Below are 20,949 nucleotides of genomic sequence, written 5' to 3'. Positions count from 1 at the left end.
TTCGGAAAACCGAAGGACTGCTCCCTCCGGCCTATTCGAAAGCGACCACCGCGCTGCGCCTGCCATCCGTTCCGGGGTCAGAGGAGGCCGCGATGCGGATCGTGCCAGCGACCGGTGGCCGGAGCGAAAATCGCCCCGGATTCGGGGGGTCGCGAGGCTTCGCTGTAAGTCATCTGCTTACGCGATTTCGCGGAATGCCGCGCATCGGTTTAGGGTCGCGCGTTGGGTCTGATTTGACCTTGCTGGAACGGATTCCTCGAATTGACGCCGACCGAGTTCATCACCAAGTGGCGCAACAATCCGCTGACCGAGCGGCAAGCGTCGCACACGCATTTCATTGACCTATGCCGCCTGCTGGATGAACCGGCACCCTATGACCAAGGCACGGATGCAGATGCCTATTGCTTTGAGCGCGGCGCGACAAAAACGACTGGCAGTGAGGGCTGGGCGGATGTCTGGAAACGCGGTGCGTTCGGTTGGGAATACAAAGGTCCGCGCAAGGATCTGACGGCTGCCTACGCGCAGCTCCAACAATACGCCATCGCGCTTGAAAATCCGCCGCTGCTGGTGGTCTGCGACCGTGATCGCATTCGCATCCATACCAACTTCACCAACAGCGTCAGCAAGGTTCACGAGATCACGCTGGAGGAGCTGATCGAGCCCGAAAAGCGGGCGATTCTCAAAGCGGTTTTCAGCGAACCCGATAGCCTCAAGCCGGGCAAAACCCGTCAATCACTGACGGTCGAGGTGGCGCAGGAATTCGCGAAACTCGCGGAAGATTTGAGGCAGCGAGGCCACCCTGCCCAGGCGACGGCGCATTTCATCAACCGGCTCGTCTTCTGCATGTTCGCCGAAGACGTAAAGCTGCTGCCCAACGAGATGTTCAAGCGCATGCTGGAGCATGCCGAGCTCCAGCCGGAGGAATTTGAAGAGCTCGCCCGCGACCTGTTCCGCGTGATGAAGACAGGCGGCAGGGTCGGCTTCGAGCGGGTCGAATGGTTCAACGGCGGCCTGTTTGACGACGACGAGGCGCTGCCGCTGATGGGAGACGATATTCGGCTCGTGCTGCGCGTAGCGCGCCAGGACTGGAGCGACATCGATCCGTCGATCTTGGGAACGCTGTTTGAACGAGGACTCGATCCGGCCAAGCGCAGCCAGCTCGGTGCCCATTACACCGACCGCGACAAGATCATGCAGATCGTCAACGCGGTCATCATTCGTCCGCTGCTCACGGAGTGGAGCGAGGCGCGCAATCTCATTGTCGCGGCCATGGACGAGGTGGCGGACGCCCGGGCACGGCGGCCGAACACGCAGGCGGAAGCCAGGAAGGTGCACGCGACGGCACGGCGCGCGGAAGAGCGCGCCTGGCGGGAAGCGCAGCGGCTGCGCAGTGAGTTCATCGAACGATTGCGCAATATTCGGGTGCTCGACCCGGCCTGCGGCTCAGGCAACTTCCTCTATTTGACGCTGCTCGGCCTGAAGGACATTGAGCACCGCGTGAACCTGGATGCGGAAGTGCTGGGGTTGGGGCGCTTCAGTCCCTCAGTTGGGCCCGAATGTCTCAAGGGACTTGAGATCAATCCCTATGCGGCGGAACTGGCGCGGGTCACCGTGTGGATTGGTGAAATCCAGTGGATGCGGCGCAACGGGTTCGAGGTGAGCCGCAACCCGATTTTGCGGCCGCTGGATACCATCGAATGCCGGGATGCGGTGTTGGCCGAGGATGACACCGAGGCCGTTTGGCCAGAAGCAGAATTCATTGTCGGCAACCCACCGTTTCTCGGGGCGAAGCTCCAGAAGCGTAAGCTCGGGGTCGACTACACGACGCGCCTTCGCGCGGCCTATTCCGGTCGGTTGGCGGCCTTCTCCGATTTTGTCTGTTACTGGTTTGAGAAGGCGCGCGTCGAGGTCGAGAGCGGCCGAACAAAGCGCGTCGGCTTGGTTGCGACGAGCTCGATCCGAGGCGGCACCAATCGGCCGGTTCTCGACGCGATCAGCCAGTCACTCGTGATTCATGATGCATGGGCGGAGCAACCCTGGTCGATTGACGGCGCGCGGGTTGAAGTGTCGTTGGTGTGCTTCAGCGCGCCAGAACTTCGGCCGGCCGAACTGCATCTTGATGGCCAGGTCGTTGCGCACATCAATCCAGATCTCACATCCGGAGTCGACGTAACCCGCGCCCGCGCGCTCGCTGCCAATAGCGGGGTGTCGGCGATAGGCATCCAGACCAGCGGCCCTCACGACATTCCTGGGGAGTTGGCTCGCTCGTTCATGGGGCAGCCGACAAACCCGAACGGCCACCGCAATTCCGAAATTCTGAAACCGTATTGGAATGGGGACGACCTAACGAGTCGGTCGCGCGATCGGTGGTTGATTGATTTTCCGATCGGTCTCTCCGAAGCGGACGCGTCTGCCTACGAGGCTCCGTATGAGCATCTGAAAGTCGCCGAGTACGTTCCTGAACGAGGCAAGCCGCCCGTCCATTTTGTGACCTATCGGACAACGACAGCGGGTCAGAATCCATCTTGGTGGGAACCTCACCGGCCACGTCCAGAGATGCGGAAGAAGATCGAAGCGCTACCCCGCTACATCGTCACCTGCGAAACGGCCGAGCATCGGATTTTCGTTTGGCAGTCGTTCCCCGTACTGCCGGACAAGAACCTCATCGTCATTGCCCGTGACGATGACACCACGTTCGGCATTCTGCAGAGCCGTTTTCACGAGCTTTGGTCACTGCGGCTCGGCACGAGTTTGGAAGACCGTCCGCGCTATACGTCGACGACGACGTTCGCGACCTTTCCGTTTCCGGCAGGGATGACTCCTGACCTGCCCACGAGCGCCTATTTACCGGCGGCGATAGCCGAGAAAATTGCCGTCGCGGCGCGTCGTCTCGTTTCACTGCGGGATGCGTGGCTCAACCCGCCTGAACTGGTGAAGCTGGAGCACGAGGTGGCAGCAGGTCTTCCCGACCGGCTGGTGCCAGTCTCGCCGAGTGCCGAAACTCAGCTTCGGTCACGCACCCTGACGAACCTCTACAACGAACCGCCAGGCTGGCTTGAAGCCGCGCATCGTTCTTTGGATGAGGCAGTCGCCGAGGCCTACGGCGTGCCGGTCGATATCTCGGACGACGACCTGCTCACGTTTCTTCTGGATCAAAACTTGGGGCGCGAGCCGAAGTAGCGCGGGCGGAGCCCGCGCTGCGCAGCGCGCCAACTTCCCGAAACGGCTAGCTGCGCAACGCGCGGAGAAGCGCCACGACCGTATCTACGTCGGTGTACGGATCGTCTCCCGGCGTTGGCTCGAAGCGTTCGCGTAACCGCTGCGCACGCTGCGTCGCCAACGGAAGATGCTCTTCGGTTCGACGGTAGATATTCGGGGCTCCTTTGCTGTAGCCGGCCAGATGGTCACCCAACGTCCGAATAACGTCGGTGCGATGAGAGAATGCGTGGACGTCTACGAAATGCAGGAGAAGCCAAAGTTCGAAGCAAGGCACCGTCGGCACCGCTGAAAACCGGACGAATTTTCGCTCGTCATTTCGCAGGGTGTTGTCCAGAGCTGCCGCCTTTTGGAGGGCGGCGTCATAGGTGGTGTGATCGTCGCGGTCGAAGACGGCGAACACGCGCTCATAGGCGCGGGTCTTCAAGAACTCTTGCTCGGCGTGGTCAACGACCTGCCGCGGCTGAGTTCCGGTATCACTCCAACACACCCGCACATGCGCCGACGGCACATGGAACTGGCGTCGGATGTCTTCAAAATAGAGTGGCTCGGTCTTCTTGCCTTCGCAGACGATAAGGACACGCTCGTAAGGAGGCCTCGTCCCTTGCTTTCGTGCGAGTGCGCCCTTGCTTCGGGCGCGAGGATGCCTGTCACGTGCCACAGTCGATCTCGTCCAGAAGCCTATTCGCCAGAATCGGCACGCCGCCATATCGGCCAGCCAGATACCCTTTCTCGAAGGCCTCGCCCTTCCTCGGAGCGAACGCCATCAATGGCATGAGCTCGGACGATTGATCGGAACGCTTTTCGGTAAACCAGATTTGGTCACGGCGAAGCAGTGACCCATCCAACTGCGCGGTATCGTGCGTGCTGAAAATCAGCTGCGCGCCCCGACAATTGATGGTCGGATCCTGAAAGGTCTGGATGATCTGGCGGACGAGGAGTGGGTGAAGGCTGCGATCGAGCTCGTCGATCACCAAGACGCTTCCTCGCTCCAGAATGTCGAACAGCGGGCCTGCCAGGGAGAAGAGTTTCTGCGTTCCCTCGGACTCATCGCCCAACTCAAATTCTTTCGACACCTGGCCGACGGTATGGCGAAAGCGTGGAACAAGGACTTCTGTTTCGAGACGCTGTGAGTCCGACCTCCCCGTCGCGAAATCGACGTGGAAGCTTTGCATGAAGCCCTTGGTGGGCTCCGCAGAAATTGCGGTGATGGCAATGTCTGCCGCATTCATGAGCGAGGTGATCCGGCTCTGGCCGGCAGGGGATTGCAGCATGGTTGTCGAGAAATCATGCGTCATCGCTCCGCCGCTCAACAACACAACGAGGCTGTCGGCGAACCACTGAAACAGCGGCTTCAAGCGGTCACTGTTGAGCTGCACGGCAGTGGACAAAAAGAGCGCATTCGGGCGCGTGGCATCCTGCCAGATGCGCTTCGAACCGGTGAAGAGGGAGCTGAACGTGAAGACGTCCTTCCCGGCCTCATCCAACTTACGCTCGAACCACGCTTGAGGCTTTTGCTTCTCGTAGACCAGCAGCCACTCAGCGGTGATACGGCTCGACGTGAACTCGAAGCCGTACTGATAGCGAACCCCACTGAGCAGGACTGTGATTTCAAAAAGCGTGGGCTCCTGCGCAGAGCCCTCCGCTAGGTAAAAGGGCTGGACGTTGAATGCCTGGCCCGGCTGCAAAGATGCAGACTCCAAGACCACGCCCCGCATGAGCTGGATCGCGCGCAGGAGGTTTGATTTGCCGCTGGCGTTCGCGCCGTAAATCACCGCACTTCGCACGACGCGCGGAACCGATGCCACGTCGGTGGCGACCGTGTTCTCTTCGCTGAGAGTTTTATCGGTCGCCGCGATCAACGAGAGAACGCTCTCGTCTTTGAACGAGCGGAAGTTGCGAACTCTGAATTCCAATAGCATGTGACTGAGCCTTAATTTTCTCCATATTCGTAGTTTTTCTGCAAAAAGTCAATTTATTTTATATCGGCTCCCAATTTTCAGGGATGGCGCGCCACTTGCGCCGCACGCGCGCGCCGATGATGCGGAAGAGGCTTTCCGCGCCCTGTCGGCCTAACCAGCGCGCCCTGACCGACGGTTCCAGGTGCTGTCGTCATCATCTTCATCGACTTCATCAATGTCGGCGAGGAGGAGTGTCATTACCCAACCGTCTTCCTGGATGAAGACCTGCTCGTATAGCGCGGACACTGCTCCGCGCTTCTCAAGCCAAGCATCGGTGGGGACTTGGACGAGGCTGGAAATCGGATCGTTTCCAGATGGCTTAAACTGATGTGTGAGGCTTTTCGTTGGGATGGGCGCATCGCGGCGCAGACCCATAAAAGGGAATCCTGCTTTCGGGATAACGCGCCTCACACGGCCACTATGAGAGGTGATAACGGCGGCAGGCTCATCGGACGCAGTGACATAGATTTTGGCCATCACCTCCTGCGACACGCCAAATGTCTCCGCCAGTTGCCGAATATGTTCGACATCGCATCCCGCACCGAGCCGTTTCCGCTCGGTTTGAAACTCCGGCTGCGGAACGAGTAGTGTGGCAGCGAACTCGTTGGCTTCGACCTCAATCCGTTCAAGCTGTGGCCGCTTCTCCCAATTGCCGCCGCCCCGCTCTCGCCCCATGTCGATCTTGGCGCATTTGAAATCGGTTCTTTGGAAGCGGTGGTTCGGGATCAGGAAGTGGCCGATCTCGTGACCCAATGTGAAATTTCGCCGGCCTGGCCGCAGCCCCTTGCGCAGCGACACGGCTCCCCGGCCATCCTTGATGACCAGCATCCCTTCCACTGAATCCTGGGCGTGTTCTTCGATGAAATCGATACCGATGGCGGCCGCGATGCCGGCCAGCGGGACTTTGGTAGGAACGGTGCCGAACTGGGCGCGTAGCTGCCGATGAACTTCCAGGGCGAGCTGCATGGGCTGGCCGAGATCGGCCAGCTCCATCATGTCGATCTGGATCTCAGCGTTCTCCATCTTTTCTCGCAAGCTTGTCGAGGAGGTTTTCGAAGATCGTGATCTCGTCGTCTTTGAGGCTGGCGATCTTGTCGCCGTTGCGCCGCAGGAACTGCTCCGCCTTGTTGAGGTCGCCTTCGGGCTCTTCGATCAGATAGGCCACGGTGGTGCGGAAGTGGCCGGCGAGCTTCTGGAGCAGATCGAGCGAAGGGTTCTTCGAGCGGTTGCTCTCCAGCTCCCAGATGTGCGCCTTGGACGCGCTGATCGCGTCCGCCACCTGCTGCAGCGATTCCCCGCGCCGCATCCGCATCTCCTTGATCCTGTCCCCTACCGCCATACGGCCTCTCAAACGGTTGTATAGATAAAATGAACGCCTCATCGGAAATATCTTGATTCCAACGTCTCGTTCGATTAATCTATACACATGCCGGACGACCGGTAACTTGGCAAGGGATTTCGACATGACGATCGATACGACCTCGCCGGAGGCTTCCGGCAACGAACGGTTCACCTACCTGGTGAACGGCACCCGCTATTCCACCAACGACGCGGTTCAGAAGGGTCGCGACCTGCTCCAGAAGGCGCACTTCGCGCCGGCCAGCGAGCATGTGCTGATCGAGCTGATGCGGCCGGGCTCGAAGTCCATCGGCCTGGACGAGGAAGTCGACCTCAGCGAGCCGGGACGCGAAGAGTTCCGGGCGTTTGCCTCGGATCGCGTCTTCACCTTCACGGTGGACGAGCTTGGCTACGAGTGGGGCGCGGCCAAGATCACTGAACCAGAGCTGCGCGACATCAGCGGCACGCCCGAGGGCAAGGAACTTGTCCTCGAGCGCCAGGACGAAGATGACGTGCCCCTGCCGCATGATGGCGTGGTCGATCTCGCCGAGCGCGGGACGGAGCACATTCGCACCAAGGCGCGTCACTACGTGATCATCGTGAACGCCCGCGAAGAGACGGTGACGGGATCGCACATCTCCTACGCGCAACTGGTCGCCCTGGCCTTCAATCCGGTGCCGTCGGGGCCGGACGTCATCTTTACCATCACCTACCGCAAAGGGCCGCCGGCGAACCCGAAAGGCACCCTGCCCGAGGGCGAATCCGTGGCGATCAAGAACAGGATGATCTTCGATGTCATTCAGACCAATCGCTCGTAGCGCCGACCTCGGCCGCCTACTGGCCGATGGCTATGACATCGCTATCAGGGCGAACCATCTGGTCGTGCGGAGAATCCCCTACGTGAACAGCGAGGGGCAGGTGAAGCTGGGAACCTTGATTACACGGCTCCGGCTGGCGAACGACATCACTCGCCAGCCGGACGACCACACGATCTATTTCTCGGGCGACTACCCTTGCAACAAGGATGGCGTGGAGATTGCGGGCATCCGGAACAGCTCCGGCCTGACGACCTTTTGCGAAGGCCTGACGGCGGATCACCAGTTCTCAGCGAAGCCCCAGCCCAAGGGCAATTACGACGACTACTACGAGAAGATCGTCACCTATGCGGGTCTCCTGAGTGGTCCGGCGCAGCTTATCGATTCCGCCGTCAAGCCGAACCCTGGCGGCTTTGTCGCCGCTGACGAGGGGGAAGACTCGATCTTCTGCTACATGGATACCGCGTCGCCCCGGGCGGAAATCACCGCCATCACCGCCAAGCTTGAATGCAGCAAGGTCGTGATCATCGGCATGGGCGGGACTGGCGGCTACGTGCTGGATCAGGTGGCCAAAACGCCCGTCGAACAGATCCATATCTACGACGGCGACCGGTTCGAGCAGCACAACGCGTTCCGGGCGCCGGGTGCGGCCTCGGGCGAAGAACTTGAAGCCGAGCCCATGAAGGTCGACTACTTCGCCGGCATCTACGGGCGGATGCATCGGGGCATTCATCCCCACGCGGTCTATGTCGACGGCTCAAACATCGACGAGCTCAGGGATGCCGATTTCGTCTTCATCTGCATCGACGACGGCGAAGCCCGCGAACTCATCGTCGGCAAGCTAGAGGAGTTCGGACGTTCGTTCATCGACGTCGGGATGGGCATCTATGTCCACGAAGGCACCCTGGGCGGCATCGTCCGCACGACGACGAGCACGCCGGAAAAGCGCGACCACGTGCGCGGAAAGAAGCGTGTCTCCTTTGCGAAGACGGATGACGAGAACGACTACAACCGGAATATCCAAGTCGCCGATCTGAACGCGCTCAACGCCATCCTGGCGGTGATCCGCTGGAAGAAGCTGTTCGGCTTCTACCTCGACCAGGAGCGCGAGCACCACAGCACCTACGCCATCGGCGGGAACGACATCACGAACGAAGACGACGTATGAAGCCGAACCGCGCAATCACGCATGAATTTGTAGAGTTCATTCCCCGCGAGCTCGACGAGGGAACGCTCTACATCTCGATGGAGTTCGCCACGGCGAGCCATCGGTGCTTCTGCGGATGCGGCACGGAGGTCGTGACACCAATCAGCCCAGCTGGATGGCGGCTGACCTACGACGGCGAAAACGTCACTCTCTATCCTTCGATTGGTAGCTGGAGCTTGCCCTGCAAGTCCCACTACTGGATTCGCGACGGCGAGGTGGAGTGGTCGTATGCGATGTCGAAGACTGAAATCGCTGCGGTACGCAGGCGCGATGCGCACGCCGTTCAGCGGCATTATGGCGCGCCGCCGCCGCCGGTAGATATGCCCCCGAGAATTCCTGCCGAACGGGTTCCAGCTACGGTCGAGAAGCCCGGCATTCTGGGGCGCCTGCTGGCGTTCATTGCCGGGAAATAGCCGTTGGACGGCTCCGCCAAGCAGTGGGTGCGTGCAACGTCCTGCAACTGACCCCGGCCACCACCTGACCGACCGTCCCCCGCGACAGACATCCCTGTCGCGAAAGGAACGGCTCCATGAGCAATCATCACCTCAGCCACCTGGCCAAACACGGCGCGGAAGCCATCAAGGAGCTCGCGCCCCTGCATGAGCGGAAGAGCCCGGCCATCGCCTTTTCGGCGGGGCTGGTGTTCGGCGCGCTCGGCGTGGCGATCTACCTCAAGAGCGCCAAAGACTTCTTCATCTGCCTTGGCCTGTTTCTCGTGGCCTCGGTACTGATCCCAGGCCTCGGCAGTGTCCTGGGCTGGTTCTTCGCGCCCGCCTACGGCGCATGGCGCGCCCATACCTCCAACGAGAACCTCGGCCTCTGAGCGACGCGGGGAGCGCCAACGAGCGCTCCCCCAGTCCGCCAATCAGGATGCAATCCCATGGCTGAGCTAACTTTCTCCCAGCACGCCGAAAGGCGTGCCCAGCAGCGTGGCGTGGTGCCCACGCTGATCGCCCTTGTGGCGACCTATGCGGACTTGGAGATCCCTGTCGGGAGCGGACGGATCGCAGTCCGCCTGTCCTATCGCGCGGTGCGCCGCCTGGCGCACGAACGCGGGGCGACGGTTGCGGATAGGGCTCGCAACGTCGTGCTGATTTTGGCGGGCGACGTGCTGGTCACCGTGCTCCATGCGCACGGCCAGGCCAGCCGGCGATACCGGCGGAGGCGGCGTTGATCGCCCGGATCAAGCGCCTCCTGGCCGCCGCCTTCTTGCTTGGTGCGATCCTGTCGTCCGGCATCGTCATGGATTCCGATGACGTCCGGTCGGCGACGAGGGACGCACCTGCGAGCGGGGTCGAATAGCACCAACAGTGCCGTTCGTAGGGTGGGTGGGAGCGAGCTCTTTTGCCCTCTCGGTCATTGTTAGCCGCGGCTCCGATTGGCTCGGTGGCGTGTCGCTGCAATGGCCGACAATCGCCCCTTCGCCGCCGCCCTGATTGGGTTGAGTGACTACGCAATCAACTCAACCGGGCCTGCCGTAAGCCCCCTTAATCATTGAGTTTTTGTGCACGAACTGGTACAGTTTGTATAAGTGCACATCCCTCGCTCAAGGATGATGGACGTCGGCAACCCACCCGGTTTCACACCTGGCGGCTGCCTATGGCGATTTTCCATCTGAGGGCAAAAATAGTGCAACGGTCAGCGGGTCAGTCCGCTGTCAAATCCGCTTCGTACCGGCATGGCGAGCGGCTCCGTGATGAGCGGCTTGGCAAGACGTTTTCCTACCGCAAACCCGACGTAGTGCACTCCGCGATCCTGGCTCCGGAGGGTGCGCCGGACTGGGTGTTCTCACGTCACGAACTCTGGAACCGCGCTGAGGCGGTCGAGGTGCGGTGCAACGCGCAGGTGGCGAGGGAGATCGAACTCACGATCCCCAAAGAGCTGACTGCCCAGGAGCGGATCGACCTCGTGCACGGGTTCATCCGCGACCAGTTTGTGTCGCTGGGCATGGTCGCGGACATCGCGATCCATGTGCCGCTCGACGTCAACGGCGACCCCCAGCCGCACGCGCACGTCATGCTGACGATGCGCCGGCTGGATGCGTCGACGCGAACGGGGTTCGCCAAGACCAAAGCTCGGGATTGGAACGAAGACCCGGCGGTCGAAGCTGCCCTTCGCGAGGCCAAAGACGCGTTCCGCAAGAACGAGACGCCCGAGTTGGCCGAGCGGGTGGATACCATCAACCAACAGCGAAACATCTTCCGGTGGCGGGAGGCATGGGCAAACCACGCCAATGATGCGCTCGCCGCCGCTGGTGCGGCGGCGAGGATCGATCACCGCACGCTCGCAGCGCAGGGGATCATGCGCGAACCCCAGATCCATCTGGGGCTCGCGCGGCACATTGAGGCCGCCTACGGCGCCATGAAGGAGCGGGTCTCCACCTGGCTCTCCATTCTCAAACGCAACGAGCTTTACCGCGCCTTCGCGCCCTACCAGAGGCGCGACCCGGTGAAGTTCGCCCACGACGTTTCAGCCATCCAGTCCTTCACCGAAGGGCTGATCCATCACTGGCGCAAGCGGCCTCGGCCGCCGCGTGCGCCCAACCCGGAGGTCTTTCATGAGCGATGATTTCGACGCCATTTTCCAGCAGCCGAAGGGGGCGTGGACACAGCGGGTCGCCGACCCGCGCCCCGCCCCAGAGGAAGCGGAGTCTGCCGCGACGACGGACGGCGTGTACCGCGCATACGGGTTCACGCCGGCGGACGATCTGGACACCTGCGATATTGGCTGGTGGCTGGCCGGAGACGTGGCTCAGGGGCAGGCATTTCAGTACCGGTTTCTGGTGCGTGTCGGCTACATCGGCGACGATCAGATCCACCTGATGCTGACCGACGCGATCATCGCCATCGAAGGGAAGCACCTCCACGATCTGCGCAAGCGCCTCGCCCGTGGGCGGGTGACGTTTGTGCAGGCGTTCAATCCGAAGATTTGGTCAGCGCCCGCCGAGGGCGAGCCGGTCGTGACGAAGGTGAGCGTTCTTTATCCGGGAGAGGCGGGACTAGGCGGGCGTCCGTGAGGCCGTCACCTCAGGCTTCAACGCGCCGGCACCGATGCGGTCTGCCCGTCCTCTTTTGCGGCTATCCGATCTACCCAGCCCATCTTCTTGGCACCCAGGTAGCCAAGCCAACCAATGCCGACGAGGGTTCCGGCAGCGATCGCAAAACCTCCACCCTCTGGCTTCCATTGAAAAACTGGAGGGGGAGAGAAGAGGTGTGGCTCTCGCGCAAGGGTCTTCTCGGCCCTATCAAGCAAGCCAGCCAGTCTCCGATCTAAATCTGCGTTGTGTCCAGACATTGGATCATTATAAGCAAATACAATGAATATTCATGTGACGTTTGTGTTACAATAGTTAGGTATTAACCAATAATTAGTGATGTTGTGAAACAATAACAGCTACATCATTACTATATTGTTGTTGAGGATTTTATGAAGGACTATCTAAACGATGCCTCGCGAGAGTTCGCCGCTGGGTGGACTTCTAGGCTATTGGACCCAAATCATGACGGTCGCCTTCAATTCAGTGAGTACTCGAACTCGGTTCTGTTCGCGTTCAGGTACGGGGCGTTCGGCCCATACGTGTCGAAGGCTGACCGTGAAAGGCTCTTGTCCAATCGAGAGAGCTACTCCCCGGAGCGGCTGCGGAGCGGCTATTATTCTGCGCAGGGGAAGGACGCCCCGATCTCATTTCCCAATGGCGTCGAGCCCGCTACGGAGGCTCAATTTCGTGCTCTATCATCGTCTGTAGACGCGCTTGCGGAAGACATTCGCACGGGCAAAGTCAAAGGATTTGGACCTGGTGAGATCATGTCGGGCGCGGCCGAGATTGCCGGCGCGATGTGGGATACCGCGATTGCGCCATTTGTCCCGAAGAAGGATCGGCCTCGGGGTTCCGAGCGGTAGGCACCACCCTCCCCCAAAAGCTTCAAACACCCGCAATGCACGCTTGCAAGGGCGCGCGCGCGTTATGCATGATGTTGGCGAGCTGAGGGGCGCGCAATGGCCGATACGGTAGATCCCAACTCGGAACCGACTGGGGTGGCTGGCCTTCCGCCGCTGGGGCCGATGCCGAACAAGGCCGGCCTGACACTGTGGTTCGGCCGTGTGCATCGCGAGCTCGACGAAGTTGAAGACGACATCGAGTCAAAGGACGGGTTCTTGTTTTTCAAGACCCACACCCATTCCAAATCGGAACTTCGCAAGCACCCCAGTTTTCAGCTCATCGAGGCGCTGGTCGACCAGATCGGCAACACCGTTGGGCTCTGGGAACAGGAAGGGAAGCTGACGGGACCGGAGCGGAAGCTCTACATCGACTCCCGCTCGTCGGTTGAGGTCAAAACGAGCGAATTGCGGCGCAGAATTGCAGCCCGCAAGAACACGGTCCTCGAAGGGATCACGCACTTCTTCCGCTACATCCTGGAGAAGCTGCCCGATCTGATCGTCACCCTGGTGATCGAGACAGGCAAGCAGTTGCTCGGACTTCCAAGCTCCCCGGCGGGGTCACGAAAGCGGATTGAGCGGCAAGCCGTTGATCGGGACTGGGAAGATTGAGCAGTCGGGCCGACGAGCTCTTCACCAAGAACTTCGTCAAGTTTGTCTCGTCAAATGGTGGCTTCACGTTTCGGGTCGTTGGGCCGAGCGACGAGGAGCGGATCGGCAAGTTCACGAGGACTTTCAAACGCGAAATGTCACGGAAGTATCTCGTGCTTCATGACAAGTCGCGTATTCCCGACATGGGCGTGATTGTTGCTCACAGCATCGACGCCATCGGGCTCGGCTTGGCCGCTTCCACGACCGGCATCATGATTGTGGATCGTGGGCCGCGCGCCGATTTCATCCACTGGGTCGATTCCATCGACCTCATGGATCATTTCAGCAAAGAGGTGCGACCCACGGTCAAGGGATGGTTTGGCGTATGCGCTTCGCTCGGCGTTTTCTACTTGGGATATCGGACCCTGGTTGCCGGTCGCGACGCTTATCAATCGCTCTTTGCGCGCCAAGACATCAACGACCTTGAGAAGCTATCAATGAGTGGACAGCCAGTTCAAATGGTCATGCTTGGCGTCCTGATCTTAGCAGCATCAATTCCAGCGTTGCTGTGGGCCGTTCGATACACGCTAGGACCAAAAGCACTCTATTTCGGCGACGTCAGCCGCCTATGGTCGGGGCGCTGGTTCATCAATCGCGACCGCATCATTGCGTGCCTGCGACGCGGCACGCTGGTTTGGGAGAAGGCTCACAGCCAAGCGGACTGAGTCGATCACCTAGCGATCCGGGCCCAAGTCGATGGCCCTGGCAGGCTCGATCTCCTGAGGATGTGAAGGCTCTCCATAGAGCTCCTTCACCATGCCATCGAACCCCTCGGGACCGGTGACCGGGCGGCCAAACCAACCTTCCTCCAAGACGTTGCGCCGGACGTCCGTCAGGGCGTCGCCGAGCAGATTTGCGAGACTGTCGAACAGGGACATTGGCGCTCTCCAGCGCGGGGTGCGCTGTGTCGTAGTTATCTTCGCCACCCCGGCCATCGCATTGTCGGCCGTTGCAATGGCTGGCAATGCGCTCCCCGGCCAATGACCGCCACCCTCCCCTCAATGCCGCTTCAATGCGGCCTCTCGGAGGGAAGAGGATGATCCGCCCGTTCGACTCTGCGCCACACGCCGCGCGCGGCGGTGCGCAATGAAGCTTCTGACGCAGCTTCTCGGCGCACTGACTGCCGGGCCCGCTGGGCAATCACTGGCCGCGACCCGCTGGCCACTCGACATGCCGGTGCTCGCCCTACCCGGTGGCGATGCATGGCGGCTCGCCGACGCGTGCGAAGGGACATTCATCCTGGGCGCTACGGGCTCCGGCAAGACGAGTGGATCAGGTAATTCCATCGCCTCGGCATTCCTGCGCGCCGGGTTTGGCGGCGTCATCCTGTGCTCCAAGCCGGGCGAGGCCAGAGAGTGGTACGCCCGCCTGGAAGCCTGCGGCCGCACGCAGGACATGATCTGGTTTCATGCGGACGGAGAGCTCTGCTTCAACCCGTTCGCCTACGAAGTCGGCCGCCCGGACGGGGCGGGTCGCGAGTCCCATAACCTCGTCAATCTCATGCTGACGGTCATGGACGCGGCGCAGCGCGGCGAGGGTGGCGGGCGCGAGGAACAGTCGTTCTGGCGCCGTGCTTCTGCCCAGAACCTCGCAATGGCCATGACCCCGCTAGTCACGGCCACGGGCACGCTGCGGCTCGATGAGCTGATGCAGTTCCTGATCAGCGCGCCGCGCTCGCGGGCTGAGGCCGCCTCGGCGGAATGGAAGGAGCGGTCGTTCTGCTACTACGTCCTGCGGAAAGCGCATGACGAACCGGCAGGCGAACCGCTCCCATTGCGCGAGATGCGGGTGATCGCCGACCATTGGTTCGTCGCCTTCGCGGAGCTGGACGACCGCACGCGGTCGAACATCCTGGCGACGATCACCAGCACAATCAGCCCCTTCCTGACGGGGCGGATGCACCGGCTGCTCTGCACCGACACCCATTTCATTCCGGAGATGACGCACGCGGGGGCAATCCTCATCGTCGATTTTCCGGTCAAGGTGTGGGGCGAGATGGGCGTCGTTGTCGCGAACGTCCTCAAGTACCAGTGGCAGCGGGCGACGGAGCGACGCTCCGTCCACGCCGGCACCCGCCCCGTCTTCCTTTGGACGGACGAATGTCAGTTCACAGTGTCGGCCTACGACATGGAATTTCAGAGCACGGCGCGGAGCTCGCGCGCCTGCAGCGTCTACCTGACGCAGAACCTTCCTGGGCTCTATTCCCAGCTCAAGGGGAGCGATCCGCGGGCGACGGCCAATGCCCTTCTCGGGCATTTTCAGACGCAGATATTCCACTCCAATAGCGACCCGACGACGAACACCTACGCGGCCGATCTAATCGGCCGCGCGGTGCAGCGGCGATTTAGCCAGAACTGGTCGAGCAGCGAGACCGATCAGGTCAGCGAAAGCGTCAGCAGTAACTGGGGGCACCAGAACGGGAGGTCGAAAGGCCGAAATTGGGGGAGCAGCTCCAGTTTCGGCGGCTCGACGGACTCGAAGGGGAATACGTCGTCATCGTCGAGCTTCGGCAGTTCCGCCGGCAGGCAAGTCGGCTCCAGCCACTCGCGCTCCGTAGGCGGAGGACATTCGGTCAGCGATAGCGCCAGCTACGGAAATACGGACGGCGGCGGCTGGTCGGAACAGGTCGACTACGTGATTCAGCCGTCGGCCTTCGCGCGCCGACTGCGCAAGGGCGGGCGTGCCGAGGGCGGCCTGGTCGACGGCATCTTGGTGCAGGGCGGGCGGCGCTTTCAGGCGACCGGTGCGCACTGGCTGCACTGCGTCTTCAAGCAATAGGAGTTGTCAGTCATGCGCACGGTGCTTCGTTTCCTCGCACGAGTGGATGTCGGAATTGGCATGCTGATCGCTGCGGCGATCATCGGGACGGCCCAAGGGATGGGCCATGGCTTGGTATTCCTGGCGGGCTGCGCCGCGCTGCGCTGGTTTGTGCGCACAGCGCTTGGAAGCGAGCTCCACGCGCCGTCAGGTCGCAAGGCGTCGCCACCGCGTCGGCGGTCGCCGCCGTCGCGTCCCCAACCGCTGCCGCCGGAGCATTTGGTCGGAGTGGTGGCACGCGCACCATCGGACGGGCGGCAAGCGTCGCTTGACCAGCTCGACCCTGCCTGGCGGCAGTGGCTCGATAGAGAGGGCGGTGTCCGTCCGCCACAATGAGGTCGTTCGCTATGCGGCGACCCGGTACTTCCGGACGAAGAGTTTCGGTGGTCCGTAGGACAGGTCGCCCTGCTTGTTTCCGAGCTTCTTGGTGTTGCCCCGCTGGAACAGCCGCATGCGGCATGTGACCAAGTGGGCGAGCGCCTCGAACGAGGGCGGCCTATCCGGAGTCCACGCTTCATCTGGCTTTTTCAGAAGTTCGGCCACGGCGTTGGAGTGCATCGGCTCCAGAAGAAGAAAAACGGTGATTTCTCCCGTCAGCGCGCGAACCTTGGCGGGGAAGCCGGGGAGATCGCCGACGAAGCGACTGGGCAGCTCGAACGGACCACCTGCGTGCCAGAAGACCATGTCGTTGGACCTCTGATCCCACAGGCGATCTGTGAGGCCGATGCCGGCACGCTGATCGGGATTGCGCAGGTAAAATAGCCAGGCGCGCACCGGAGTAGGTGAGACCTCGCTGCGCAGCACGATGGTCATGCTTTGACCGACCCGCAGGCGCACCAGCGGCAGATCGAGCGGGTCTACCGGCTCGGCAGACTCGGGCATGCGCGTGCGCTCGGCTTCCTCCCCAAAATGTCGCTCTACAAGGAGGGCGTCATTGCGCTCCCGGTACTCGTCAATGAAGGAGATGCCTTCGAGGATGCCCGCATGGGCTCGGTCCAACGCGTCGGCCGGTAGCCCGGCCTCCGGGGAGGCAAGGTCAGCGAACAGGTCGCGCACCGGCCGATCCCAATCTTCCGCCCGGAGGATGCCCTGCGCTGAGGGTGCATTCGCTCCCCTCAGATACTTGTTGATCCGCAGATTGAAGTCCTGGGTGAGCAGGCCTTTGTGCTCACCAGAAAGCGGTAGATCCCCGCTTTTGATCCGCGAGAGCCGGCTGCGGCGCTCCTGGTCGGCATGGTTGCCGAACAGAACCGAGCTGATGTGCTCATCGCTCATGCCGCCACCACAGAGGGCTTTCAGCCCCTCGAACTTGAGCATGAGATCGTAGGTCATCGCCGCCCGCTCTTCATCCGAAACGCTCGCTCTGCGTGGATAGGCCGACCTTGCACTCTGGATGGTGATCGGCAAGGGTTGGCCTTGGCGGATGGGGCGGAATTCGATGGCTGGTGCGGCGCTCCTGATTGGCAATGCGAGCTACGGCTCCATCTTTCCGCCCCTCAGAACGCCCGGCAACGACATTGAAAACCTCGGGGATCGCATGCGCGATCTGGGGTTCGACACGTTCGTCGTCCACGACGCCGATCGGGCGACCATGACCGGCGTTCTTGCCCGTTTCCGAGAGACCGTGGAGCTGCTGCCACTTGGCACCAGCGTCTTCGTCTACTTCGCCGGGCATGGGTTCCAGCGCCAGGGCGAGAACTATCTGGTCCCCATCGACGCGACCGATCCCGCTGCGCTCGCTTGGTCATGCGTGACGTTGAGCGACATCCTGACCAATCTCTGCTGGCGCAGCGATCAACAGAAAATCATCGCCCTCGACGCATGCCGATCCAATCGGCTTCCGAGCGGGACTCGGGACGGCGAAGGCGGGCTGGCAGGCATTTCGACTGGACGGTACGAGACCGTGAAAGAGACCGTGGTGCTCTATGCCACCGAGCCGGGCCAAGTCGCATCCGACGGCGCGGTTCGAGGCTCCAGCCCGTTTTGTCGGGGGCTGCTTAAAGCGCTCGAAGAACCACACCTGCCAATCAGCCTATTGACCGCTCACGTCACCGACTTCGTGTGTCAGGCCACCGGGGACATGCAGACACCCTGGAGCACCGGCACTCTACGGCGCGTGCGGCCATTTGTGCCGCCCCCGGAGGATCAGGCTGCCGCCCCGCTTCCACATGCAGGGCCGCGTCCGATAGCAGCGGCCGTCAGTGTCCATCCTAGAGACCGCGAGGTCGCGGCGATGGGGCACCTCATTCACAAGCTCAGAGCCAGGGATTCCACCGGGCAATGGGCTTACTATTTCCTATTGGTGCAGCCAGAGAACGAGGCAGCATTTCTTGCGGATATCGCCCGTGATGGCGATCTTGATTTGAGGCGCTATGGCTCTGTCGTCGCCTCATCCTATGGCGAGACTCCGAGCGACGAAGTTCGCGCCTATCTCAAGGAACGCTACGGGTTTGATGTTTAGGCCGGTGGCAGTCGCGCCTTAGCGGTTCGGCGGCAGGCGTCCGTCTCGGCGAAGCGCGTCACACTTCGCCTTGAGGGGGCTTTCCATTTCTCCAAGGATGGGAATGACCCCATCCAGTCGGAAAGCCAGCATGGCGTGCGGCCATTCGATGGCGACATGTAAATCGCGCCATTCCTTGTAGGTCAGTTTGTAGGAAGGCTCGCCGGCGCAGTACAGTCGGATACCCCGAGTGCTGTTGCCATGATTGTCACTCAAGGTCGCCAGTCCCAAGGCGGAAGCTGGAGAACCCGACAGTGGTACTGCTGAAGTTAGTTTGTCGCTCACACTGACCCCAATATTGTTAGTTAAGGGATCATATTATCGAATAATTGTTACGGTTTCGCGTCGATTTGAAGATTTTCTAACACTATAGGAGAATCTCGTGAGATCGGTAAGCTTACGATTTCTATCGTTTATCGCCCAGGCTTTCATTATTTTGACAGGCCCGGTGGCGATTATTGGTTTCATTCAGCAGATTTTTGATGCACCCGGACTCCTGGTGCACCTCCCTAGCTACTGGAACGCTCAGGTTCGGTCGCTCCTTCCCCATTTCGATTGGATTGACCGGCTGCCGGACTGGTCGATATCGGCCGCGTATATCTGCCTATTGGCCGCCACCGTCGCATGGGTGTTCTGGACAGGAGTCGCCCTGGAAGCGCGCCGCCTTGTAGTGCTCGCCAGCACAGGGTCGCTCGACCCGGTAGCCCCGCAGGAAACGCACCATCCAGTTCGCACCACTGTGGCCGCAGTGGCGCCAATCGCGGGGACAACCTTTGGCGTGGCAGCAATGATTTTCGGGGTTCTGACTCTCAACCCCGTTGCCATTGGCGTCGGCTATGCCTCGGTATTGGCGACCTCGGGGGTTGCTGTCGGTGCCATGTTTTTGGAGCTCGGCGACATCGACCGGAACCAGGCACATGCCGATGCCCAAACCCGCCTCCTCGAAGAGTCTCGCCGCGCGCGCGTTATGGAAAACGTGGATGCCTTCAAGCGTTCCGAACTCAGAAAGCTGAAAATCGGCGTGGCGATTGCCGCAATTGTTGTAGTCACGAATTTCGGACTGCCGGTAATTTATTCAGTGTTGGAATATGTGGACTCGGCATTTCAGTAACAATGGGTCGGTTCGGGTATATTTACCAAATATTAGTAATTATTACTTATACTCATCTGTATATATTGGGGCGCGTATCGCTAAATATCATACAGATTTGTATTCTCAATCGTCTCGGCAGGGACCTGCCGAGACGGAGGCTAGCCTCCGCGTCGAGCTTTCCGATCAGATCACCGGCGCTCAGGGCGAGATCGAAGCCCGCCTCTCTGCCATTCTTCGCACCGGTGACGGCGCGGCGATTGCCGCCGCCGACAATCAGCTCAAGAGCCTTGGCCGGCTCCAGCAGCGTGTGGCGAACAGCCACGGGAACGGCCTGGTCTCGATCCGCGCCGAGGTCGCGGCATTTGTCGCCGCCGCCCAGGTGATCGCCAATCAAGCGGTCGCATCGGCCGCTACCGCACAGACGACGGAAACCGCCCTGCATCTGGCGAACGAAGCGGCGCGCGGTGAAGTCACGTCGTTCGTCGAGGACTTCTACGAGAAGAAGATCTTCGACCCTTACCTGCGCTTTGCGTCGGCCGAGGACGAAGAGGCCTACCGCAAGCGCGAGGCAGAACGCGAACGCGCCATCAAGGAGGCGTTGGCGCTCGGAACGCCGGAGGGTGCTCTACGCGCCCTGGAACTCTCCAAGGATCAGATGCGCGACGCGAAGGATCATGGAGCTGATCGCAGTCCGGAATACGCGTCTCGCTGGAACAGCCTCGAAACCTCTGAACGTGAGTTGACGGCGACCTCCGCCGCTACGAAGCCCGCAAGCCGAAGTGAGGCGTCAGGGGTCGACCCGTTGGATGCCGTCGAGCCAACGGCCAACGTCTCGCCCGACTTGATCGCCGCCTTCAAGCGAACAGGCGTCGTGGTCGCCGACCAGTCGCAGGAAGGTCATGGCGTGGCCGCTCGGGATGCCAGCCCGCAGAAGCGCGGACTGACCTAGCTCACATCAATCCCAGCGCTTTGCAGTTGGCCACCACCTGCCGGAAATAGGCATCGTCCCGAACCATGTCAGGCAGGTATTTGGCCTGGGCGGCGGCGGCGTCACGCCCCACCTGTTGCTTGGAAAAACCGAGGGCGGCTCCGAGCGTCTCCGCGACCCCGTAGGATTCCGCAGCTTTGCTCTCGTAGTAGGCTGCTTTGGCAGTGTCACCCGCTCGCTCGCGCATCCCATGCGCGCGTCCATTCGCGAGGAAGCACAGTAGCGCCGCATCGTAGGGCGCGCGCCGGCTGGTCGGCGACGGTGATTGCGCCACGGCGCTTCCGGTAAACATCAGCGATGCGAGCATGATCGCGAGACCGTGACGAATATTCACCGAGTGCCCCTGCGTTTACAATAAAACGAAGGGGAAATGTAACATTATGGGGGATTTTGTTGCCGCGAGGGCGGCGGATCGTCAGCACTATGC

At 61.2% G+C, this 20,949-nt stretch carries 22 protein-coding genes; 14 read left to right on the top strand and 8 right to left on the bottom strand.

Annotation, left to right across the window (positions count from 1 at the left end; all coding sequences use genetic code 11):
- Positions 1 to 261 precede the first annotated feature (261 nt).
- Positions 262 to 3,180, top strand: coding sequence for a class I SAM-dependent DNA methyltransferase (locus tag ACODSL_RS14745; protein WP_488901456.1), 2,919 nt, complete (start codon positions 262 to 264; stop codon positions 3,178 to 3,180).
- Positions 3,181 to 3,226: 46 nt separating this feature from the next.
- Here ACODSL_RS14745 and ACODSL_RS14740 read toward each other — a convergent pair whose 3' ends face one another.
- From ACODSL_RS14740 to ACODSL_RS14725, 4 genes are all read right to left on the bottom strand, one after another.
- Positions 3,227 to 3,925, bottom strand: coding sequence for an RloB family protein (locus ACODSL_RS14740; RefSeq protein ID WP_488901455.1), 699 nt, complete (start codon positions 3,923 to 3,925; stop codon positions 3,227 to 3,229).
- Positions 3,867 to 5,138, bottom strand: coding sequence for an AAA family ATPase (locus tag ACODSL_RS14735; RefSeq protein WP_488901454.1), 1,272 nt, complete (start codon positions 5,136 to 5,138; stop codon positions 3,867 to 3,869). Before ACODSL_RS14735 ends, ACODSL_RS14740 begins: the two co-directional genes overlap by 59 nt.
- A gap of 150 nt (positions 5,139 to 5,288) precedes the next feature.
- Positions 5,289 to 6,200, bottom strand: a complete 912-nt coding sequence (locus tag ACODSL_RS14730; protein ID WP_488901453.1) for an ImmA/IrrE family metallo-endopeptidase — start codon at positions 6,198 to 6,200, stop codon at positions 5,289 to 5,291.
- Complete coding sequence (locus tag ACODSL_RS14725) at positions 6,187 to 6,489, bottom strand: helix-turn-helix domain-containing protein (RefSeq protein ID WP_488901452.1); 303 nt, start codon at positions 6,487 to 6,489, stop codon at positions 6,187 to 6,189. Before ACODSL_RS14725 ends, ACODSL_RS14730 begins: the two co-directional genes overlap by 14 nt.
- Before the next feature lie 151 nt (positions 6,490 to 6,640).
- Between ACODSL_RS14725 and ACODSL_RS14720 the strand changes: the two genes are divergently transcribed.
- From ACODSL_RS14720 to ACODSL_RS14680, 9 genes are all read left to right on the top strand, one after another.
- On the top strand, positions 6,641 to 7,333 hold the full coding sequence (locus tag ACODSL_RS14720; protein WP_488901451.1) for a multiubiquitin domain-containing protein: 693 nt from the start codon (positions 6,641 to 6,643) through the stop codon (positions 7,331 to 7,333).
- Positions 7,308 to 8,498, top strand: a complete 1,191-nt coding sequence (locus ACODSL_RS14715) for a ThiF family adenylyltransferase (RefSeq protein WP_488901450.1) — start codon at positions 7,308 to 7,310, stop codon at positions 8,496 to 8,498. The genes ACODSL_RS14720 and ACODSL_RS14715 overlap by 26 nt, the downstream gene beginning before the upstream one ends.
- A complete protein-coding gene (locus ACODSL_RS14710) occupies positions 8,495 to 8,950 on the top strand; it encodes a ubiquitination-like system serine protease family protein (RefSeq protein ID WP_488901449.1) in 456 nt (151 codons plus the stop codon). The genes ACODSL_RS14715 and ACODSL_RS14710 overlap by 4 nt, the downstream gene beginning before the upstream one ends.
- Before the next feature lie 116 nt (positions 8,951 to 9,066).
- Positions 9,067 to 9,360: a hypothetical protein gene (locus tag ACODSL_RS14705; protein ID WP_488901448.1), complete on the top strand. Its 294-nt coding sequence runs from the start codon at positions 9,067 to 9,069 to the stop codon at positions 9,358 to 9,360.
- Between the two features lie 57 nt (positions 9,361 to 9,417).
- Positions 9,418 to 9,711: a hypothetical protein gene (locus tag ACODSL_RS14700; protein ID WP_488901447.1), complete on the top strand. Its 294-nt coding sequence runs from the start codon at positions 9,418 to 9,420 to the stop codon at positions 9,709 to 9,711.
- Between the two features lie 425 nt (positions 9,712 to 10,136).
- A complete protein-coding gene (gene mobQ / locus ACODSL_RS14695; protein ID WP_488901446.1) occupies positions 10,137 to 11,105 on the top strand; it encodes a MobQ family relaxase in 969 nt (322 codons plus the stop codon).
- Entirely contained in the window at positions 11,095 to 11,553 is a 459-nt protein-coding gene (locus ACODSL_RS14690) for a hypothetical protein (protein ID WP_488901445.1), read from the top strand. Before mobQ ends, ACODSL_RS14690 begins: the two co-directional genes overlap by 11 nt.
- A 980-nt stretch (positions 11,554 to 12,533) precedes the next feature.
- The gene (locus ACODSL_RS14685; RefSeq protein WP_488901444.1) at positions 12,534 to 13,085 is read left to right on the top strand and encodes a hypothetical protein; all 552 of its coding nucleotides are present in this window, start codon (positions 12,534 to 12,536) and stop codon (positions 13,083 to 13,085) included.
- Complete coding sequence (locus ACODSL_RS14680; protein WP_488901443.1) at positions 13,082 to 13,789, top strand: hypothetical protein; 708 nt, start codon at positions 13,082 to 13,084, stop codon at positions 13,787 to 13,789. The genes ACODSL_RS14685 and ACODSL_RS14680 overlap by 4 nt, the downstream gene beginning before the upstream one ends.
- A gap of 9 nt (positions 13,790 to 13,798) precedes the next feature.
- Here ACODSL_RS14680 and ACODSL_RS14675 read toward each other — a convergent pair whose 3' ends face one another.
- Positions 13,799 to 14,002, bottom strand: coding sequence for a hypothetical protein (locus ACODSL_RS14675; RefSeq protein WP_488901442.1), 204 nt, complete (start codon positions 14,000 to 14,002; stop codon positions 13,799 to 13,801).
- Positions 14,003 to 14,210: 208 nt separating this feature from the next.
- On the opposite strand from ACODSL_RS14675, the gene ACODSL_RS14670 reads away from it, so the two are divergent.
- The gene (locus tag ACODSL_RS14670) at positions 14,211 to 15,902 is read left to right on the top strand and encodes a type IV secretory system conjugative DNA transfer family protein (RefSeq protein ID WP_488901441.1); all 1,692 of its coding nucleotides are present in this window, start codon (positions 14,211 to 14,213) and stop codon (positions 15,900 to 15,902) included.
- 384 nt (positions 15,903 to 16,286) lie between these two features.
- On the opposite strand, the gene ACODSL_RS14665 is transcribed toward ACODSL_RS14670, so the two are convergent.
- Positions 16,287 to 17,273: a hypothetical protein gene (locus ACODSL_RS14665; RefSeq protein WP_488901440.1), complete on the bottom strand. Its 987-nt coding sequence runs from the start codon at positions 17,271 to 17,273 to the stop codon at positions 16,287 to 16,289.
- A gap of 61 nt (positions 17,274 to 17,334) precedes the next feature.
- On the opposite strand from ACODSL_RS14665, the gene ACODSL_RS14660 reads away from it, so the two are divergent.
- Positions 17,335 to 18,402: a caspase family protein gene (locus ACODSL_RS14660; protein ID WP_488901439.1), complete on the top strand. Its 1,068-nt coding sequence runs from the start codon at positions 17,335 to 17,337 to the stop codon at positions 18,400 to 18,402.
- Positions 18,403 to 18,420: 18 nt separating this feature from the next.
- Here the strand turns inward: ACODSL_RS14660 and ACODSL_RS14655 are convergent, their stop codons facing one another.
- Positions 18,421 to 18,657, bottom strand: a complete 237-nt coding sequence (locus ACODSL_RS14655) for a hypothetical protein (RefSeq protein ID WP_488901438.1) — start codon at positions 18,655 to 18,657, stop codon at positions 18,421 to 18,423.
- Between the two features lie 166 nt (positions 18,658 to 18,823).
- Between ACODSL_RS14655 and ACODSL_RS14650 the strand changes: the two genes are divergently transcribed.
- Both ACODSL_RS14650 and ACODSL_RS14645 read left to right on the top strand, forming a co-directional pair.
- Entirely contained in the window at positions 18,824 to 19,552 is a 729-nt protein-coding gene (locus ACODSL_RS14650) for a hypothetical protein (RefSeq protein ID WP_488901437.1), read from the top strand.
- A 97-nt stretch (positions 19,553 to 19,649) separates the two neighbouring features.
- Positions 19,650 to 20,483: a hypothetical protein gene (locus ACODSL_RS14645; RefSeq protein ID WP_488901436.1), complete on the top strand. Its 834-nt coding sequence runs from the start codon at positions 19,650 to 19,652 to the stop codon at positions 20,481 to 20,483.
- 1 nt (position 20,484) lies between these two features.
- Here ACODSL_RS14645 and ACODSL_RS14640 read toward each other — a convergent pair whose 3' ends face one another.
- Positions 20,485 to 20,856, bottom strand: a complete 372-nt coding sequence (locus ACODSL_RS14640; protein WP_488901435.1) for a hypothetical protein — start codon at positions 20,854 to 20,856, stop codon at positions 20,485 to 20,487.
- Between the last annotated feature and the right edge of the window lie 93 nt (positions 20,857 to 20,949).

This window comes from Caulobacter sp. FG121 (genome assembly GCF_057809815.1).
Note: the sequence above shows the minus strand (reverse complement) of the source record. Positions and strands in the feature narration are given on the sequence as shown.

Bases quoted from the DNA above. Each gene is read 5' to 3' on its own strand.
- ACODSL_RS14740 (WP_488901455.1), bottom strand. From the start codon at position 3,925: ATGGCGGCGTGCCGATTCTGGCGAATAGGCTTCTGGACGAGATCGACT.
- ACODSL_RS14735 (WP_488901454.1), bottom strand. From the start codon at position 5,138: ATGCTATTGGAATTCAGAGTTCGCAACTTCCGCTCGTTCAAAGACGAG.
- ACODSL_RS14730 (WP_488901453.1), bottom strand. From the start codon at position 6,200: ATGGAGAACGCTGAGATCCAGATCGACATGATGGAGCTGGCCGATCTC.
- ACODSL_RS14725 (WP_488901452.1), bottom strand. From the start codon at position 6,489: ATGCGGATGCGGCGCGGGGAATCGCTGCAGCAGGTGGCGGACGCGATC.
- ACODSL_RS14720 (WP_488901451.1), top strand. From the start codon at position 6,641: ATGACGATCGATACGACCTCGCCGGAGGCTTCCGGCAACGAACGGTTC.
- ACODSL_RS14715 (WP_488901450.1), top strand. From the start codon at position 7,308: ATGTCATTCAGACCAATCGCTCGTAGCGCCGACCTCGGCCGCCTACTG.
- ACODSL_RS14710 (WP_488901449.1), top strand. From the start codon at position 8,495: ATGAAGCCGAACCGCGCAATCACGCATGAATTTGTAGAGTTCATTCCC.
- ACODSL_RS14705 (WP_488901448.1), top strand. From the start codon at position 9,067: ATGAGCAATCATCACCTCAGCCACCTGGCCAAACACGGCGCGGAAGCC.
- ACODSL_RS14700 (WP_488901447.1), top strand. From the start codon at position 9,418: ATGGCTGAGCTAACTTTCTCCCAGCACGCCGAAAGGCGTGCCCAGCAG.
- mobQ (WP_488901446.1), top strand. From the start codon at position 10,137: ATGGCGATTTTCCATCTGAGGGCAAAAATAGTGCAACGGTCAGCGGGT.
- ACODSL_RS14690 (WP_488901445.1), top strand. From the start codon at position 11,095: ATGAGCGATGATTTCGACGCCATTTTCCAGCAGCCGAAGGGGGCGTGG.
- ACODSL_RS14685 (WP_488901444.1), top strand. From the start codon at position 12,534: ATGGCCGATACGGTAGATCCCAACTCGGAACCGACTGGGGTGGCTGGC.
- ACODSL_RS14675 (WP_488901442.1), bottom strand. From the start codon at position 14,002: ATGTCCCTGTTCGACAGTCTCGCAAATCTGCTCGGCGACGCCCTGACG.
- ACODSL_RS14670 (WP_488901441.1), top strand. From the start codon at position 14,211: ATGAAGCTTCTGACGCAGCTTCTCGGCGCACTGACTGCCGGGCCCGCT.
- ACODSL_RS14665 (WP_488901440.1), bottom strand. From the start codon at position 17,273: ATGACCTACGATCTCATGCTCAAGTTCGAGGGGCTGAAAGCCCTCTGT.
- ACODSL_RS14660 (WP_488901439.1), top strand. From the start codon at position 17,335: ATGGTGATCGGCAAGGGTTGGCCTTGGCGGATGGGGCGGAATTCGATG.